Origin of the sequence: Paenibacillus pseudetheri, assembly GCF_924513355.1 — a bacterium.
GTDB lineage: Bacteria > Bacillota > Bacilli > Paenibacillales > Paenibacillaceae > Paenibacillus_AQ > Paenibacillus_AQ pseudetheri.
In genome coordinates, this window is record NZ_CAKMAB010000024.1 from 19,273 (window position 1) to 36,522 (window position 17,250).

Consider the following 17,250-nt stretch of genomic DNA (forward strand, 5'->3'; position numbering starts at 1 on the left):
CCTGTGATATCAGTCGTCAACCCTTGACCGACCCAATAAGTACACCTTTGACGAAATGTTTTTGTAGGAATGGATACATACATAAGATCGGCGTGACAACGATGACGACGGCAGCCGCCTTCAGCGCCTCTGGTGTCAGGAGTACCTGCTCCAACGCCTCATTTCCCCCCATGTTGTTCAATAAGTTACTGTCCACCAGACTAATCATCTGATACAGCTTGACCATAACGGTCAGCTTCGTTGATTCTGTGATATACAGCATTACGTTGAAATAACTGTTCCACCAGCTGACAGCGTAGAACAGAGACAACGCCGCCAAAATCGGCTTGCATAGCGGCAAATAGATTTGTAAAAGGATCCGCCAGTCGCCCGCGCCATCGATGGATGCCGACTCCTCAATTTCCTCCGGCAACCCTTCCATAAACGTCTTCATCACGAACATGTTATACGTACTAATCAAGCCTGGAAGCCATACCGACCAATATGAATTCATAAGCCCAAGCGACTTAATCAAAATAAAATTTGGAATCAACCCAGCGACAAAGAGCATGGAGATTGTAATAAACATCAGCAATACGCTTCGTCCCACCAATCTCTTCCTTGAGAGCGGGTATGCTGCCATAATCGTCATTACTACGTTTAATAGTGTTCCGATAATCGTAACGACGACGGTATTTCCCATCGCTTTGATGAGCTGTCCATCATCGAATAGCCGGCCATAAGCAACGGTATTGAATTCAATTGGCCACAAGAACACTTCTCCGGACGTAATTGCCCTGCTGCTGCTGAAAGATGCCACGATTTCGTACCAGAAGGGAAATAAGGTTAACAACGAAATAACACCTAGGATTGCGTAAGCGCTTACCATTGCAAGTTTATTTAAGAGTCTTTTTTCGATTCGTATCATCGGATCACCACAACCCCCGTTCCCCGAAAAGTCGGATCAGTCGATTGACGCTGAGAATAAGAATGACACCAATGATGGATTGAAACAAACCGATGGCCGTCGTGTAGCTGTAGTTCATGTTCTGAAGCCCTACCCTATACACATACGTACTAATGACATCGGCCACATCCAGTACGGAATTATTCTGGAGAACAAGGGTCTGCTCCAATCCGACATCCATCATTTGTCCCATTCGAAGAACGAGCAAAATGGCTATGGTACCGCGAATACCGGGCAATGTGATATGCCAGATTTGCCGCAGTTTGGCGGCGCCGTCGATTTTAGCTGCTTCATAGAGCTGAGGATCAATCGAAGCCATGGCCGCCAGATAAAGAATTGTTCCCCAACCAGCTTCTCGCCAAATCCCTGCAATGGTATAGGCAATAGGCCACCAGAACGAATCTGCCATAAAATAGATGCTTTCCCCGCCGGTTATTTTCTTCAATAGAAGGTTCACGATTCCCGTACTCGGAGATAACGCAGCAATAACAATGCTCCCTAGCACTGCCCACGACATAAAGTGGGGAATGTACAGCATATTTTGCACGATCCGCTTATACCAGTTACGACGAACTTCATTTAATAAGAGAGCTAGTAGTATCGGAACTGGAAAGCCGAACACCAGACTATATAAGTTAAGAACAAGCGTGTTTCTTAGAATCCTCCAAAAATCTGAGCTTGCGAAAATCATTTGAAAATGTTTGAATCCAACCCAAACGCTGCCGAATACACCGTCCGAGAATCTGTAATCTTTAAAAGCAATGACCTCTCCGACAATGGGCACGTATTTAAACAGAAAATAAAATCCGATGACAGGCACAAGCATAAGATATAAATGTTTGTCCTGCAGCATTCTACTCCAGATCGACCGCCTGTGTGTTCCGTTTTGTACTACATGCGATCTGGCCTGCGATTTCGCTGTCGCTAACCTCCCCTTCATATGTTCTCATCCTTTCACATCATCTCGCCTCACCCTTTCGCATGAAGACATGCGACTGATGAGTGCTACGATTCAAATTGTAGGATAAGAAGCCTTAACCCGGAAAGTGACGCCTTATGCTATGAGTGACTTTTCTTACAAGATGTCGGGTCGCATTTTTTATGCTTCGTTCATTTTTTTGTGATGAGATTCGTAAAAATCTTATTCCACGGCGATTTCGGCATTCGTATCTAGCATCCAATCCCGATGTTCCGAAGGCGTCATGCCTGTATATTTCTTAAATGCCCGTAAAAAGCTTCGAGTATTGTTATACCCAACCTCTTCGGCAATATCGTTGATTTTGCGATTCTTATCTATGAGCAAACCAACAGCAGCTTTAATCCGTGTCTCAATCAAGTAATCAATGAAGTTCTTCTCGGTATGCTCTTTGAACAATTTGCTGATGTACGTAGGCGTGAGCTCAAACTGATCAGCCAACTGTGCAAGTGAAAATTCGCTTTCTCTATAATGCTCCTCGATATAGATCAACATGGCCTCGATCAATTTATTACTGCCCCGTTGCTCCCGTTTCTCTTTAACTTTGCATGCTATCTGCGTTAGCACGTCCAGCACGATATGCTCCAGCACCTTCCAATCATGACAACGGTTCATTCGTTCGTGAAGATTGCCCATGCTATCTAGTACTTTGTCAGTTTCAATGCCTGTCGCAGCAATGGCCTGCAACGATTTCATCACCAGCTCATAGGATAAATGCCGGATGAGCTCCGGCGACAGACCGTTCCCTATCGCCTCCTGGTATAAGAGTGCAACAATTTTCCTGATTTTCTCGATCTCGGTGTGCCTAAGCGCTTCAATAATACGCTCTGTCATTTTAATGAGCCGGTAATAATATTGATTATCCGAGCCGGTCAAATCTTCAAATGAGATAACGGCATGGCTGCCGAACACCATGCGATATTGCAGTGCTTTTTGTGATTGTTCATACGATGTCGGAATATCCTTCATATCGGAATAACATCTACCTACCCCGGCCGTTACGCGTAATCCGAACTGATGCTTCATAATGTCCAGGATGAGTTCAAGAATCGTTAAGGCTTGCAAATGGTTCTGTTCCACTTCTCCTTCTGCGAAGCTGAAAATAATGGCAGATCTACCTGAACCTAAATCGATTGCAATGCCGGCGGTCTCCATATTGATCAATTCTTCGGCGACATTACAGAGCACGTAGGTATATAGTGTCTCATCCTTGGAGCTCATACTGCCTTCTTTCTCAATCTCGGCCGTACAGACGACAAACATGCTCGGATGCAATGGAAACCCAGTAAATTCTAATTGGAGGCTTACGGACGAATACTCAGTTCGATAACCCGCTAACATATCCATCACGATTCTCCATTTCAGGATTGGCTTGGAATCCCGAACTCGCTGCTCCAACTGCTCGCGATCCATGAACATTTGGTCAAACACCGTCTCTAAATAATCAAGTCTGGCGGCGTGCTCCGGCTTCATTGGCTTGAATGCGCCAGTCATTTTATTTGCCAAGCGATCCAGCGGTCTAAAGGTTCGACGGTTCACGAAGAACAGCACGGATAATGCGAGTACGACCATCAAGACAACAATCCCGATCATGAGATTTCGAATCGATGCCAATGGATGGTACAACTGAGTCTCAGGAATAACACTTACAATTCTCCAACCCGTATAATTGGACTTCGTATAGAAGATGGACTGCTTGCCTCCATTCCATTCGACTGCGAATTGTCCATTCCCCTTCTCGTCTAATATCCGGTTGATGTAAGGAATGTCTGTCATATTCTTATATAATTGTGATTTGTCATCATGCGTCACGATGTTCCCTTTGTTATCGATGATGAACGTATGTATTCCCTCTTGATTGCCCTCGAATACATCGCTAATCATGCGGTAGAGTACCTCTTCATTAATATTGACAGCTACAAGACCTTTCCGGTAATCTGGACTACTTATTAGCGGATAGGGCCGGATCAACGTGACGACATCCTGCATTTTCTCTCCATCCCATATTTTGTGCGTCGCGATCCACTTCGTATAACCATCCATATCTAGATAACTTTCTAACCAATGATCTTCTGCTTCGTTTTTGTTGATATAAGCTTTATCTGTCAATACATCACCGCTCGTATTCGAGTAGACAAAGACGGAGGAAAATTGATCGTTGGCATGAACCATCGTTTTTAATTTGTTCGATAAACCGAAGAAATTCGCATACTTCTGTGAGACATCATCGAAACTGTCATACATGAAATACACATATTCAAGTTGTTCAGACAAATTCAGCAAATCTTTCTCTGTTGAGCGAAACACGAGTTCGATCTTATCGTCGATCTGCTTGAGTAGCGCAATATGTGTATCTTTCAAATCGCTCCGCAGACGTCCTACCATCCCGAAATAAGACAAGCTAAAGGTAAGGATAATAACGATGATAAAGATCGATCCATAAATCATCATAACTTTCCCCGAAATACTTAAACGCATAACATATCCCTCCCTCAGCAGATGATTGGATGTTGTTCATTTCGTCGTGAATTCCTATATCACTCTTTAAAATTCTAGAGATAGGAAAAATTCCCTCCTGTTCCATCGTTTCTCTCTTATTAAGAGCCTTGATGGACAAAAGGGAATCTATCTTGATTACGAATTCGTTGTTTTGCGTGAGCAGATTACCGTACCAGTATTACTTGACTACCGCCTTTCACTTCAATGACTTCACCATTCACTTCTAACCATATCGAATGATAAGAGGAATTGTATACAAGATCCATCGCAGCAGAAAAACGTAGGCTCTGATAGATTCGCATGTAATCTACGATTTCGATGTTCGTCGCATACCATATATCCTCACGACCACTAACCGATTCACAAAAGCTCTCGATTAGTTCCCAATTATTGTCTTGATCAAACTCGTAGCTGTGTCCCCAGATATACATTAAATAGAGATGCTGTCTTCGACCAAATTGCTTGAATGTCTCAGTCAACGCAAGAAGGTTTTGGTTGTGGTGACAGGTCGGGTTCCACGCGAAGTAATCATCTGGCAGGTGAAAATCGCCATGACTTAGGACAGTTCTGGCATATTCGATCCCGAGGTGTGGGAGCATCTCTTGGATCTGGCGGTTGAATGAACCGTTAGGATAGGAAAACCCTCTGACCGGGTAGCTTGTGACTCGTTCTATAGACTTCCTGTCTTCAATCACCTCACCGACGATTTGCTCCCTTGAACATCGTGTTAGTGTCGGATGCGTAACCGTATGCACCGCGATTTCATGGCCTTTGTACAGATCCTTGACTTCTTCCAAAGGAATTCGATCGTGATGTCCGGCCAGGCCTGAATTTAAATGGAAAGTTCCTTTAATGCCATATTGATTGAATAAGTGCAACAATCGTCTATCGGCTGATCTTCCGTCATCATAACTCATCGTGAGTACCTTATGTTTCCCCTCAGGGAACGTCAGTTGTACATTAGGCATAGGATCCTCCTCACATTCACCGTCTTATCGATCTTCCGCTGATAGACGTGATCCGCTTGTTTTATTGTTCCCTTTCAAAAGGCTCTATTATAAATGTAAAGGATATCCCCCCTCAAAACTTGGGTAAATGTTCAGGTTTTATGGGGGGATTTCCAAAATAGCAAGGGAGCGGTTCCATTGTCATCATCAATTTATTACACTTGATAAGCCGATACCTTCAAAACAGCACTTTTTTCATAAAACGTTCGGATTGCCGCTGTCTCTACCTCCGTCAGTTGCTTTAGCGGCTGCCTTGCTCTGTACGAGCGGATAATGCCTTGTGCATAGCAAATATACTTCTCGTAAGGGATCACGTCGAAAGATACCATATTCGCAATGACCTCATTCGCCTCGGCCTGCAGTTCTGACAGACTTGACCAGTTCCCAAGCTCCGCTTCTTGATACATCTGGACGAATAATGGAGCCATCATATTATAAGTGCTGCCTATAGCGCCGTCGGCTCCAGTGAGAGCGCCTGCCGCATACACCTCATCATGTCCGTTGAAGATCAGAAAGCGGTCTCCACAGCGTGCACGAATTTGCTGCATCTCGAACAGGTTGAGCGATGTGAATTTGACGCCGATGCATTGGGGATGCTGGGCCATCTCCTCGTAGAAATCCATCGATAATTGGACACCTGTCGCTCCCGGGTAATGATAGATAAGCATCGGCAGCGGGACAGCGGCCATAATTGCAATATAGTGTTCCTTGATCTGTTCTACTGTCGTCTTGTAATAAAACGGCACCACTGCCGACATCGCATCGACGCCCTGCCGTTCGGCATGACGCGCCAACTCGATCGAAGCTTCTGTACCTATGGCTCCGACGTGGGCAATGATCGTTGACTTCCTCTCCGCCGCGCGGACGACTGTCTCGAGCACCTCTTGCCTCTCCACCGTATTCAGGATGAAGCCCTCACCAGTACTTCCGCCAACATAGAACCCTTTAACGCCCTGGCTTTGCAAATGTCGAACTAAACGGGCAAGTGACTCATGATCAATACTGCCGTCATCGTGCATCGGCGTAATAAGCGCGGTATACACGCCTTTGAAATCATACGAATTAGTCATCTTTATCGGCTCCTTTTTTTAAAAAAACTATCAACCCTTTACGCTCCCTGCGGTCATTCCCTCAATCAAATATTTCTGAATAAATGAGAAAATAACGATAATCGGTAAAATAACGATAACCCCGCTTGCGAGCAATCCGCCCCAGTTGGTCGAACCCATGCTTTCCATCAATTCGGCGATGCCGACTTGAACGGTCTTCGCGTCGATTGAGCTGGTTAAAATGAGCGAGTACTGGTAGTCGTTCCATCCGAGAATAAATGCATATAGCGTGATTGACACCAACCCCGGCAAACTAAGCGGAATAATGACCGTGAACAGCGTCCGCCACTTGCCTGATCCGTCAATCGCCGCTGCTTCCTCCAGCTCGGGCGGTATGGTGCGGAAAAACCCGCTCATAATCCACACACCAACAGGTATCGTCAGTGTCCCGTAAATTAAGACCAGAATCGCCTTCGTATTCAGCAGTGAAAACGCTGCCGCTATTTTGTACCAGGGAATCATGATCAACGGCCCCTGAATCATCTGGGCCAGCACGATTAGCACGACGACCAGGCTGACGCCGGGCACCTTATAACGGGCCAGACCATAGCCGCTAATGCAGGCGATGGCTCCTGTAACCAGTGCGGTGATACCGCATACGATAATTGAGTTGAGCAGCAGTCGGGGCAATTGTAATCCTACATCGCCAAGCGCCCAGCTGTAATGATCCCAAGTCAAATGGTCCACGATCCATGTCGGTATCGTTGAGAACATTTCCGTGTCCGACTTCAGCGTCGTGACGATCAGCCAAGCGAACGGCAGCAGCGTGAATACCATCAACAGCGCAAGCCAGACATAATTTGCCGTTCTTTGAGCAAAAGACTCTTTCATAAGTCGCACCTCGAATCATGCATCGTTGTTAGTGGTCCTACCCGGCATAGTACAAGCAGGACCAAGACTCGTTAGAACATCGTTTTAATCGGGTATAATATCGTTCCTCTGATGCCTATTCTAGGTTTCGGCCGAACAGACGCGAGTAAATACCGACGAGAATCAATACCATCGCCATCGACAGCGTAGCGATGGCCGAACCTTTGCCGAGATCGAAGTAAACGAATGAATTCGTATATAAATACGTCGGCAAAATACTGGTCGAATAGCCCGGTCCACCGTTCGTCAGCGCCCATATCATTTCGAATTTGGTCCAGGAGGAGACAATGCTGACAAGCCCAGTCACGTACATGATCGGCTTGAGCATTGGCAGCGTAATCCGGGTAAACCGCTGCCACGCGGAGGCCCCATCCATATGCGCCGCCTCGATCATTTCCTGGGAGATGCCCGTGAGTCCAGATAGCATCATCAGCGTAATATAAGGGAATCCTTTCCACGCCGATGTTAGCAGCAGTGCGGGCCAGACCAGTTGTTCATCTCCAAGCCAGACGATATTTTCCGAAATCAAGTGAAACATTTTTAAATAATGGTTGAATAGTCCGTAATGACCGTCGTAAATCCACTTCCAGACAATGCCGATAATGACGACCGGCGATACCCATGGAACCATCATCAATCCACGCCACAGCCCTCTGAACCTTATCTTACTGAACAGAATAATTGCGGCGGGTATTGCAATCGCGAATTGAAGGGCAGTGGAGCCCAGAACCCAGATGAAGCTGTTCCAGAAAATTTGCCAGAAAGCTCCGTCATTCACGAGCAGCTCCTTGTAATTGCCGAAGCCGTTGAACGACATGCCACGTCCGGAGATGAGCGAATAGTCGTACAAGCTCAGCCGGACCGTTTCCACAAGCGGATAAAATTGAAATACCACAATATAAAGGACTACGGGCGCCAGCAAAAAATACCCGAAGCCGAATTCCCGAAAAAACGCCGAAACGCGTCCCCGCTGTCGGTTAAGCGGCGGATCCTGCCTATCTAGCCTCAGTATGTCGGACATTTCTTACGCTTCCTTTCCTTCACCGGTCCCTTAACATCCCGTGAAGCTGCAATGGCTCGGCATGCAGGTCCACGGGAGTCTGGCCTATTCCAGTTTTGCCTTGATTTTGTCAATGCCGTCTTTGATGGAGGCATATGCCTCTTCAACCGTCACTTTGTCGTTTAGCAGCTTGGCCATCTGTTCCTGAACGATGACTTCCATTTCGCTTTGTCCCGGAATTTTGTCCATCGGAACGCCGGATTCATCCAGCAGCTTGCTGAAGTCGTTCAGCATCGTCTTGTGCCCCTCTATCGCTTTTGGATAAATTTTTTCCGACTTCTTGATAATTTCATCGAGGCTTGTACTCTTGATCGCCGTCACGTTGACGACGGATGCTGCCGTGCTGTTAAATTCCTGGGATGACCATTCCTGAATGAGTCTCCAGGCGACTTCCTTGTTTTTGCTGTCCTTGAACATCGCGATGCCGACGTTCGATACCGGCGCTTTGGCTGATGTGCCTGAAGGCCCCTTCGGATACGCAATTGTACGGGAGACATTGACGATATCTGGGTTGATGCTGTATACATTGGCTGTAAAGAACGTTCCCGCCGTAATCATGCCAACCTCGCCATTGCTGTATGCGCGGAACATTTCCGGGTAACCCCAGGTCAGATGCGCTTTCGGCTGATAAGGCTCCAGATTTTTGAAATGCTGAAGCGTTTCCAGGTATCTGTTTTTGCTCTCAGCTGACGTATCGCTCAGCAGCAGGTTATTGCTATATGCGGCCGTGAACGGCACACGGAATGCGAACCGGGCTGTTCCAAGCGGATAGCCGAAACCGTACTTGCCGTCTTTCGTCATCGCCTTGGCTGCTTTCTCAACATCTTCCCACGTTTGCAAGTCCTCCAGCTTCATGCCTGCTTCGTTCAGCATTTTCTCATTGACGATCATCGTGAAGGAGTTCGCTAGATTCGGTACAGCGTACAGTTTGCCGTCCTCTTGGGCATATTCCATCGTACCCGGCAGAAAATCGTCTTTCTTCAAATGCTCGCCTTCTTGTTCAAAATAGGGGGTCAAGTCTTCCAAGCCGTTCAATCGAACCAAATTGGTGATGTCTTGCGTTTGTGTGAGATCTGGGACGTCCCCCGAATTTAACATGACGGATAGTTTTTTCTCCATATCGGCCCACGACAGATACATGTACTCAATATTGACGTTCGGATATTTTTCCTTCATTCTCGCCTTGAACTGTTCAGCCAGCTCTTTCTCCGCCTCCGAAGTTCCCGGATAGACGAACCGGATGTCAGCCTTGACCGTGTTCCAGTCGATGGCCCCTCCACTTGCCGCCGTAGATGGCGGCTGGCTGTTCTTTCCATTCTCAGCTGCGTTTTTCCCGCCAGATGTTCCGCATCCGCTCGCTAAGAGCGACAGTGCAACAACCGCCGCACCGAACCCAAATCTCTTTTTCCCCCTGCGCATATCTGCTCATCCTCCCGTTTGGACTTGTCTTGCTTGTGCACAATCCCATCTTACCCGCAGATTCGATACGCAACAATGCGGCAATTTCAAGGTTTAGTGGACTTCGTCAAGGAACTGGTTTCGATCTTCTACCTCCATATTGAATGTAGAGAAAGGATTTGCTAATGTAACAGTATTAAATGTTTATAGCATTATTTTCCTATGCGGATGATCAAGCGCCGCCTGTTGGGAGGTATTCCATGTTCGTATTCAGACATCTGCAAACGAAACTATTCTTATCCTTTGTACTACTCGTCCTCATTCCGCTGCTGACGCTCGGCTTCTTTTCGTTTCGAATCGCAACCTCCTCTCTAGAGAAGGAAACGGAGCAAAATCAAGCTCAGACGGTACGCTTGATCGGCAACAATATCAAGCTGATGCTGGACGACGCCGGCGACATTACTTCCTACATTATGAATAACGTTAGCTTACAAAGCTTGCTCAGCCGGGATTATAACGGACCGGTCAACACTGAACAGGCTGCCGCACTTGCTTATCTCGACAACATCAAAGCCGCCAAAAAATACGTTAGCTTCCTTGTCATCTACGGCCAAAACGGCTTTTTGTACCGTGATTTCAGCGAGTTTTTCCGGCAGGTCATCCCTTATTCCGACTTCGCCGAGATGCCGCTATACACCGCTGTTGCATCCCGGGACGGCGAGGCATTCTGGACGTATTACAGCACCCCCCTATTTACATTCGGGCACAGCTACAATGAAATTATGATTGGACGGCGAATCGTCGATTTATATGACCCGGACAACAAGCTCGGTTTGCTTTTTATGGGTGTTAATCGTGACGCTATCGGCAATATCATTCAGGACATCGAGATTGTGCGCTCGTCTAACATCTTTATTTTTGATGACAACTACAATCTTGTATCGAGCAAAAGTCAGGACAACATGTTAAAAAAAACGCTGATGGACGATCTGAAACTCAAGCAGCAGCTGTCACTCAAGTCGCATTCGGAGATCTATGATATTAACGGAAAGCGTTATTCCGTCGCCAGCACGGTCGTAGAACCTTATAAATGGAACATTGTGAGCCTCACGCCGCTGGAAATCATCCGCAGCCAACACCGCATCATGCTTAACGTGACTCTGGCGCTATCATTATCGCTGCTCGCTCTCGTCGGGTTCTGCTCGGTATTCCTATCACGCAGTATTACAAAACCGATTAAGAAGTTGCTCCGTTCCATGAACAACTTCAAACGGGGCGACTTCAACCAGAATGTAGAGGTCACCTCACGAGATGAGATTGGATTGCTTACCCAAAAGTACAATGATATGGTCATGGAAACGAACAGTCTCATTCAGAAAGTGTACATTAGTCAGACAAAACAAAAGATGATTGAGCTTAAGACGCTTCAGACTCAGATCGAACCGCACTTTCTGTACAATACGCTGGACTATATTTTCCTCAAATCCAAAATGAACGGTGACGATAATACAGCCCAGGTAACGCAATCCCTGACTGAGCTCTTCCGTCTTTCTCTTAACAAGGGGAAGGATTATTATACGATTCGGCAGGAGCTGAGCCAGGTCAAGGCCTATATTCATATCCAATATGCCCGCTTTCCGAACCGATTCATTCCTTGTTATGAGATCGATCCTGACATCATTCATTTCTATATGATGAAGCTGCTGCTGCAGCCATTGGTGGAAAACGCGATTCTGCATGCCTTTAGTACAAAGCGGGCACAGCCCGGCACGCTCTCGATCAGAGGAAGAAAACTGGACGAGCAGCGGGTTGAATTTGTCGTCAAAGACGATGGATGCGGCATGAGCCCGGAAATGGCAAGTTCTCTGCTTGAAAGTGATACCAGCGGCACCGGTTATGGCATCCGTAACGTCAATGAAAGGCTGACGATGATGTTCGGGCCGGAATACGCACTACGTATTGAGAGCGAACTGGGGCATGGCACTCGTGTTATCCTGGTTATCCCGCTCATATCAGACGAAAACCAATGGAGGCTGCTTTATGAAAATCATGGTCATTGACGACGAACCCATCGTGCCTCAAGCCCTTCGTGCCCTTATTCCATGGGAGGAGCACGGTTTTACTTGGCTTCCGCCTGCCGATAACGGAGATGAAGCGCTGGAGCTCATCGAGCGAGACAAGCCTGATCTGCTGTTACTGGATTGCCGGATGCCGGGCAAAACTGGCCTGGAGCTGCTGCAGGAAATCCATGAGCGGGAACTGCCGGTTAAATCGGTCATCTTGAGCGGACACGACGAGTTCACGTACGCACAGCAGGCGCTCAAGCTAGGCGCCCTGGATTATTTACTAAAGCCGCCGGATCTCGACCAGCTGCTGAATGTTGTCCTATCCATCCAACAGCAATGGAAAGATGAGCAAAAGCTCAAAAGTCAACTTAAGGACCATCTGCCGCTGATCCGTTTCCGTTTTCTTACTTCTTTGCTTGAGGGCGCCTGCTTCAACGACGATCTGTTCGTGGAAAAAACGGAGTTCCTACACATCCCTCTACGGATCGGTCCCGTATATCTAGCAATCATCGAGCTCGACGAAGATCCGGACTTTCCGAAAAACTACTCTTACGAAGATCAGCAGTTGATGAACTTTGCTGTTATGAATATAGCTGAGGAGACGCTTGCGGCATGGCCTGACAAATTCTTGATTTGTCCTGAGCACAACCGATTCATTCTGCAGGCCAATGTCACATCGTCGCAGAAGGCTCAGTTTCGGGAGGATTTGTGCAGACTGGTAAGTAATCTGCGCGAGGCGCTTCACTATATGGTGATGATCGGGGTATCGGTGCAAGGGATGAGCCTCAATACGGAGGGCAAACATCTCTATCAATCGGCTCGGACGGCGTTGGAGTACAAATACTATACCGGTCCAAACCAAGTCGTGTTTGTTGAGGATCTGGAATGGGAAAATACCGTCTCACCGAATCAGATGTTTCCAGCTTCCACTCCAGTTGACGAAGCGCTTCAACTTGCGCTCAAAGTCGGTAATCCCGATCAGCTCACCCGATGGCTAGAGGACTTTATCCAACATTTGAAGAGCCGCGACTATCCTGTACAAGTGACCAAATCCATTGCACTTCAGCACATGGTGGCAGCTGCGGACTCGCTGATGGGCATGCACCCGAAGCTGGCACTCGACGAACTGCTTCCCGCTGGTCAGATTACGATGTTCTTCGAGACGTCTACGCTGGAGCAGTTAGTGGAAGAAATGCGACGCTATCTGGATGTACTCCTGCGGCGGACCCTCGATTTTCGCAAAGTCGGTAAAAACGCGATCGTGGAAAAGACAAAGCGATTTATCGAGGATCATTTCAGGGAGTATGTGACGCTGGAGACAGCAGCACAAGCAGTCTACTTGTCGCCCGTCTACCTAAGCTTTTTGTTCAAGCAGGTCCAAGGCATCAACCTGTCGGATTACTTGACCGAAATACGGCTTGCCGAAGCGAGACGATTACTTGCGGAAACCTCTCTGAAAACCTATGAGGTGGCACTCCGCTCCGGCTACCAAGACGAGAAATATTTCTGCCGTCTGTTCAAAAAAAGGACTGGCCTGACACCGACCGAATACCGCAATCGCGAAACTTGATCGGCCATACCGCCTAAAAGATTAATATAATCTACCAAATCTAGACTCTATCCAATAGGTTAGAAAGAGTTGATTTGGTATGATTCTTAATGTAAGCGCTTTATATTTTATGTCCAAGGAGCTGATGATTCTTTTGAAACAAGCTGTTTCCTGTTTGCTGCTCGTTTGTCTTATGGCGGCTTTGGCTGTGCCAGCAGCCGCTACCGGTTACCGTGTCGATCCGAAACGGATCTATGCAAATGATGGCACCAATGATTTCTGGTGGTCTCATTCGCGTTGTGCCACCCTGCCGGGACAAGGTCAAAAGGGCACTCCGGCGATATTGTGCACGGCATCCAAAGATTTGAACGACAACCACTCCGACGTGTTTTATGACATCGCCTACACGGTCAGTACTAATCTTGGTGATAGCTGGACGCCTTACAACGTTATCCCGCAATACGATTGGAAGACACTTCCGAATGGCTACAGGGGCATGCTCATCGATCCCGTTCCTGTCTATCATGCTGCAACCGGCAAGATCATACTGCTTGGCATGGCGCAGTCGTACGACGCCAATTACGGCAAAAAGCAAACCTATCCTGCATACGCCGTATTCGACCCAACTATCGAAGCCTGGAGTGCAGATTGGCAACTTTTTGATTGGCCGCAAGTATTCGGTCATGCGGGAAGCTCTTATCCGCACATAGACGAGCAGACGGGCAAGGTGTTATGGCCAATTCATTCGACCTCCGGCTCTGGCGCGCTGCAAGTTGTGACCGCCTCCTTCGACGGGACCTCATTGATATACGAAAGCATGAGCGGTACTGTCCCGAACACCGGCGTACACGGCAATCGTTCAGGTATCGAGGCTTCGCTGACCAAGTTCGGCGGCGAATACTTCCTGACGAGCCGTGATGACACGAATAATCGTTTGACCAAGAGCGTCAACGGTATCGACTGGCAGCCCGCCGTTGATCTACAGTGGGAAGACGGCACTCCCATCGTCGGCAGCATGAATACGCAGATGCATTGGATTACGCGACCGGACGGCTTGTTTCTCGTTTATACTCGGCAAGATCCCGTCAATTCGGATGTGTTCCGATATCGGGCGCCTCTATGGATGGCCAAGATGAATCCGGAGACGCTTAGGCTTAAGAAGGAAACAGAGCACAACGTGATGCCGAACACGACCGACCGTGCGCAGCTCGGGAACTTTGGCACGCTGGATGTTACGCCAGAGCTAAGTATTGTGACCAGCAATGAATGGAATTCGCTCCAGCCTAACAGTACCATCGTGTCGCGTATCTGGTGGAAACGCTCATTGCTCGGGAGCTGGCCGCTGTACGAAACAGCCGGTATGACGGCCGTTGATACATCAGGTGCAGGACACGACGGATCGATCTCAGGTGCAGTACCGGGCGCGGAAGGGCAATTTGGTCCAGCACTGAGCTTCTCCCAAGCTGCCGATCACGTCAACCTTGGCCATTCTGCGGACGGCTCGTTTGACTTCGGCTCGACGCAGGACTTTACTGTCTCGGCATGGGTCAAGACAAGCCATACCGGATCGATCCAATATATCGTGAACAAAGGCGATACCAACGGCTCCTTCTGGCTTCGCTTCGAAGCGGACGGCTCACTCCGATTCTTGCTCGATTACGGGAGTACGTTCGATGCAGTGCAGTCCGCCGTTTCCTTAGCGGACGGTAAGTGGCATCATGTCGCTGGCGCGGCAGACCGCGATGCCGGACTGCGGTTATACGTCGACGGATCGATTGTCGCGCAATCGTCTGCGTTCCTGGGAGGCGACATAGCTAGCAACCTCCCCCTGACGATTGGTTCTAATTCAGCTTTGACGTTAAAGGGGCTGATTTCTGAGGTTAAATTATTCAATTATGTCTTAGAAGAACATGATATGCTTGCTCTTGGTGGTGTCGCTGGCAGTTGGAGCTTTGACGAACCGACGGTGGGAAGCGGCATTATCACAGCCAACGATATAAGCGATTACGAATACGGGATGCTTTTGAATGGCGTGGCTCGCTGCTCATCAGGCAAATCAGGTGGAGCTGTCCAATTCTCGGGAAGTGGACAATTCGTCAAGCTTGGTGATCCGGATTCCGGCATCTACGACTTCGGCACAGACCAAGACTTTAGCCTGACCGCTTGGTTTAGAACCAATGTTGTCGGGACGCCGAAATACATCATAAATAAAGGGGATACGAACGCTTCCTATGCCCTGCGAATCGAGAGCAACAATACAATTCAATTCTGGCTCGATTACGGTAGCACTGCCGATGTCGTGCAATCGACCCAGACGTATACAGACGGCAACTGGCATCTTGTCGCGGCTGTAGCGGATCGGGACACGGGACTGAGACTGTATGTAGACGGTATATTAGTTGGAGAAAATAATTCGCTGCTCGGAGGTAACATCTCGAACAAACTGTCGTTGACCGCCGGACATAACTCGTCCTCCACAATGAACGGTCTAATCGACGAGGTTCGGCTGTACCGCTATGCGTTAACGGAAGAACTTTTACTGAACGAAATTGTAGGTGATTAAATCAGTGTACAGTTCCTTGTAGGACAAGTACTTGGACCTTAACGCTGATTCTCTCTTGATCGGCAGATGTGACACAAGAATTGGAATCAAACAAAAACACCCTAATGCATTATGAAGTGCACCCCTTAGAATAGACATTGGATAAAACCCCTGGTTTATCCGATGAAATTCTAGAGGGTGCACTTCAATTTCGGCACCACAGTTTAATTATCAACCCTACAATTGGATTTGTTTCATGTAAGCTTTGAATTCCTCAGCGATTTCTTTGTATTTTGTATGATGCAGGTAATGAGAACCTTCCATCGGGATCATTTTTCCCTGTGCGGATTGTTTGACTTGCTCTTCATGAAGCGGAATCCACTGTTTATTGTGCTCATTATTCGATTGAACAAAGAGAAGCAACGGCAAGTCTTTTGGCATTGTGAGTTTTTCTCCATTTTTAAAATTGGAACCGAGGTGGCTCAGTTCATTCATCAACGTTGGATTGGTCGCGACTTGATTCGATATCAAACGCATCTGTTCTTTGGTATGCTCATCGAATGCAAGCGATTTATACGCATCTCCGCTCACTTTTTGGAACAATCTCATCAGACCTGATTTTTGAAGAAATTGCATGGATTTCAAAGGTAATTTGACATCCATCCCGGGTTGATTGGGGACGCTGCTATCGATACCGACAAAAGCAAGAACTTCATCCGGATAAGTGTTCACATAGGTTGCTCCGTAAAGTCCCGCGATGGAATGTCCCATTAGAATGTAATTGTCAACACCCAGTTGCTGCAGAGCTTCGTGAACCTCACTTACTATATTCTCCGTCGTTCTTTCCTTCTCGGTTTCATCGCTCAAACCATAACCGAAAGGCTCGACCAACACGACTTTATAATTAGGGGTAATTTCATCGATCAGCAATTTGAAATCAAGTGCAGGCGACGGGGTTCCTTGTCCCGGTAGGAGTACAACGGTTTGTTCTCCGCTGCCTTGAATGAGCACATTCATCTTTTTCCCATCCACATTGACATACTGGCCATAGGATTCGATTTTCTTTTTCTCTATCCCATCGCTGATTGCATCAACGATAAACACGATGCCCATGAACAGCACGAGCGCCCCTACAATACCTCCGATTATTTTTAACCATAGGTTCCGTTTCTTGTGGCTCTTAGTCCCAGTTGTTTTTATTTCTACCTTATTTGCCACGTTCATCTCT

The 17,250-nt window shown here is 47.5% G+C and carries 13 protein-coding genes; 3 read left to right on the forward strand and 10 right to left on the reverse strand.

Going from position 1 to position 17,250, the window contains the following annotated elements; all coding sequences use genetic code 11:
* Positions 1–16: 16 nt before the first annotated feature.
* From L1028_RS19620 to L1028_RS19655, 8 genes are all read right to left on the reverse strand, one after another.
* On the reverse strand, positions 17–907 hold the full coding sequence (locus L1028_RS19620; protein WP_234538298.1) for a carbohydrate ABC transporter permease: 891 nt from the start codon (positions 905–907) through the stop codon (positions 17–19).
* A gap of 4 nt (positions 908–911) precedes the next feature.
* Positions 912–1,886 (reverse strand): ABC transporter permease, encoded by a 975-nt coding sequence (locus L1028_RS19625; RefSeq protein WP_234538300.1) that lies wholly within the window; start codon positions 1,884–1,886, stop codon positions 912–914.
* 201 nt (positions 1,887–2,087) lie between these two features.
* Positions 2,088–4,400, reverse strand: a complete 2,313-nt coding sequence (locus L1028_RS19630; RefSeq protein WP_234538302.1) for a helix-turn-helix domain-containing protein — start codon at positions 4,398–4,400, stop codon at positions 2,088–2,090.
* Positions 4,401–4,585: 185 nt separating this feature from the next.
* Positions 4,586–5,389 carry a polysaccharide deacetylase family protein gene (locus tag L1028_RS19635; protein WP_234538304.1) on the reverse strand — a complete coding sequence of 268 codons (804 nt, stop codon included), beginning with the start codon at positions 5,387–5,389 and terminating at the stop codon, positions 4,586–4,588.
* 194 nt (positions 5,390–5,583) lie between these two features.
* Positions 5,584–6,498, reverse strand: coding sequence for an N-acetylneuraminate lyase (locus L1028_RS19640; protein ID WP_234538306.1), 915 nt, complete (start codon positions 6,496–6,498; stop codon positions 5,584–5,586).
* 30 nt (positions 6,499–6,528) lie between these two features.
* Positions 6,529–7,368 carry a carbohydrate ABC transporter permease gene (locus L1028_RS19645; protein WP_234538309.1) on the reverse strand — a complete coding sequence of 280 codons (840 nt, stop codon included), beginning with the start codon at positions 7,366–7,368 and terminating at the stop codon, positions 6,529–6,531.
* Positions 7,369–7,483: 115 nt separating this feature from the next.
* Positions 7,484–8,428, reverse strand: a complete 945-nt coding sequence (locus tag L1028_RS19650) for a carbohydrate ABC transporter permease (protein WP_234538311.1) — start codon at positions 8,426–8,428, stop codon at positions 7,484–7,486.
* Positions 8,429–8,512: 84 nt separating this feature from the next.
* Complete coding sequence (locus tag L1028_RS19655) at positions 8,513–9,886, reverse strand: ABC transporter substrate-binding protein (RefSeq protein ID WP_234538313.1); 1,374 nt, start codon at positions 9,884–9,886, stop codon at positions 8,513–8,515.
* A gap of 239 nt (positions 9,887–10,125) precedes the next feature.
* Here L1028_RS19655 and L1028_RS19660 point away from each other — a divergent pair, with 239 nt between their 5' ends.
* Together L1028_RS19660 and L1028_RS19665 are read left to right on the forward strand one after the other, a co-directional pair.
* Complete coding sequence (locus L1028_RS19660) at positions 10,126–11,925, forward strand: sensor histidine kinase (protein ID WP_234538315.1); 1,800 nt, start codon at positions 10,126–10,128, stop codon at positions 11,923–11,925.
* Entirely contained in the window at positions 11,906–13,501 is a 1,596-nt protein-coding gene (locus L1028_RS19665) for a response regulator (RefSeq protein ID WP_234538316.1), read from the forward strand. Before L1028_RS19660 ends, L1028_RS19665 begins: the two co-directional genes overlap by 20 nt.
* 100 nt (positions 13,502–13,601) lie before the next feature.
* Here the strand turns inward: L1028_RS19665 and L1028_RS19670 are convergent, their stop codons facing one another.
* A complete protein-coding gene (locus L1028_RS19670) occupies positions 13,602–14,165 on the reverse strand; it encodes a hypothetical protein (RefSeq protein ID WP_234538318.1) in 564 nt (187 codons plus the stop codon).
* A 411-nt stretch (positions 14,166–14,576) separates the two neighbouring features.
* On the opposite strand from L1028_RS19670, the gene L1028_RS19675 reads away from it, so the two are divergent.
* Positions 14,577–16,043, forward strand: a complete 1,467-nt coding sequence (locus L1028_RS19675; protein ID WP_234538320.1) for a LamG domain-containing protein — start codon at positions 14,577–14,579, stop codon at positions 16,041–16,043.
* Positions 16,044–16,259: 216 nt separating this feature from the next.
* Here the strand turns inward: L1028_RS19675 and L1028_RS19680 are convergent, their stop codons facing one another.
* Entirely contained in the window at positions 16,260–17,246 is a 987-nt protein-coding gene (locus L1028_RS19680; protein ID WP_234538323.1) for an alpha/beta fold hydrolase, read from the reverse strand.
* Positions 17,247–17,250 lie beyond the last annotated feature (4 nt).

What these genes read in the sequence shown, in the direction of transcription:
- L1028_RS19620 (WP_234538298.1), bottom strand. Translation starts at nt 907, where the DNA reads ATGATACGAATCGAAAAAAGACTCTTAAATAAACTTGCAATGGTAAGC.
- L1028_RS19625 (WP_234538300.1), bottom strand. Translation starts at nt 1,886, where the DNA reads ATGAAGGGGAGGTTAGCGACAGCGAAATCGCAGGCCAGATCGCATGTA.
- L1028_RS19630 (WP_234538302.1), bottom strand. Translation starts at nt 4,400, where the DNA reads ATGCGTTTAAGTATTTCGGGGAAAGTTATGATGATTTATGGATCGATC.
- L1028_RS19635 (WP_234538304.1), bottom strand. Translation starts at nt 5,389, where the DNA reads ATGCCTAATGTACAACTGACGTTCCCTGAGGGGAAACATAAGGTACTC.
- L1028_RS19640 (WP_234538306.1), bottom strand. Translation starts at nt 6,498, where the DNA reads ATGACTAATTCGTATGATTTCAAAGGCGTGTATACCGCGCTTATTACG.
- L1028_RS19645 (WP_234538309.1), bottom strand. Translation starts at nt 7,368, where the DNA reads ATGAAAGAGTCTTTTGCTCAAAGAACGGCAAATTATGTCTGGCTTGCG.
- L1028_RS19650 (WP_234538311.1), bottom strand. Translation starts at nt 8,428, where the DNA reads ATGTCCGACATACTGAGGCTAGATAGGCAGGATCCGCCGCTTAACCGA.
- L1028_RS19655 (WP_234538313.1), bottom strand. Translation starts at nt 9,886, where the DNA reads ATGCGCAGGGGGAAAAAGAGATTTGGGTTCGGTGCGGCGGTTGTTGCA.
- L1028_RS19660 (WP_234538315.1), top strand. Translation starts at nt 10,126, where the DNA reads ATGTTCGTATTCAGACATCTGCAAACGAAACTATTCTTATCCTTTGTA.
- L1028_RS19665 (WP_234538316.1), top strand. Translation starts at nt 11,906, where the DNA reads ATGAAAATCATGGTCATTGACGACGAACCCATCGTGCCTCAAGCCCTT.
- L1028_RS19670 (WP_234538318.1), bottom strand. Translation starts at nt 14,165, where the DNA reads ATGACCGAATACTTGCGGCCAATCAAAAAGTTGCCAATCTGCACTCCA.
- L1028_RS19680 (WP_234538323.1), bottom strand. Translation starts at nt 17,246, where the DNA reads ATGAACGTGGCAAATAAGGTAGAAATAAAAACAACTGGGACTAAGAGC.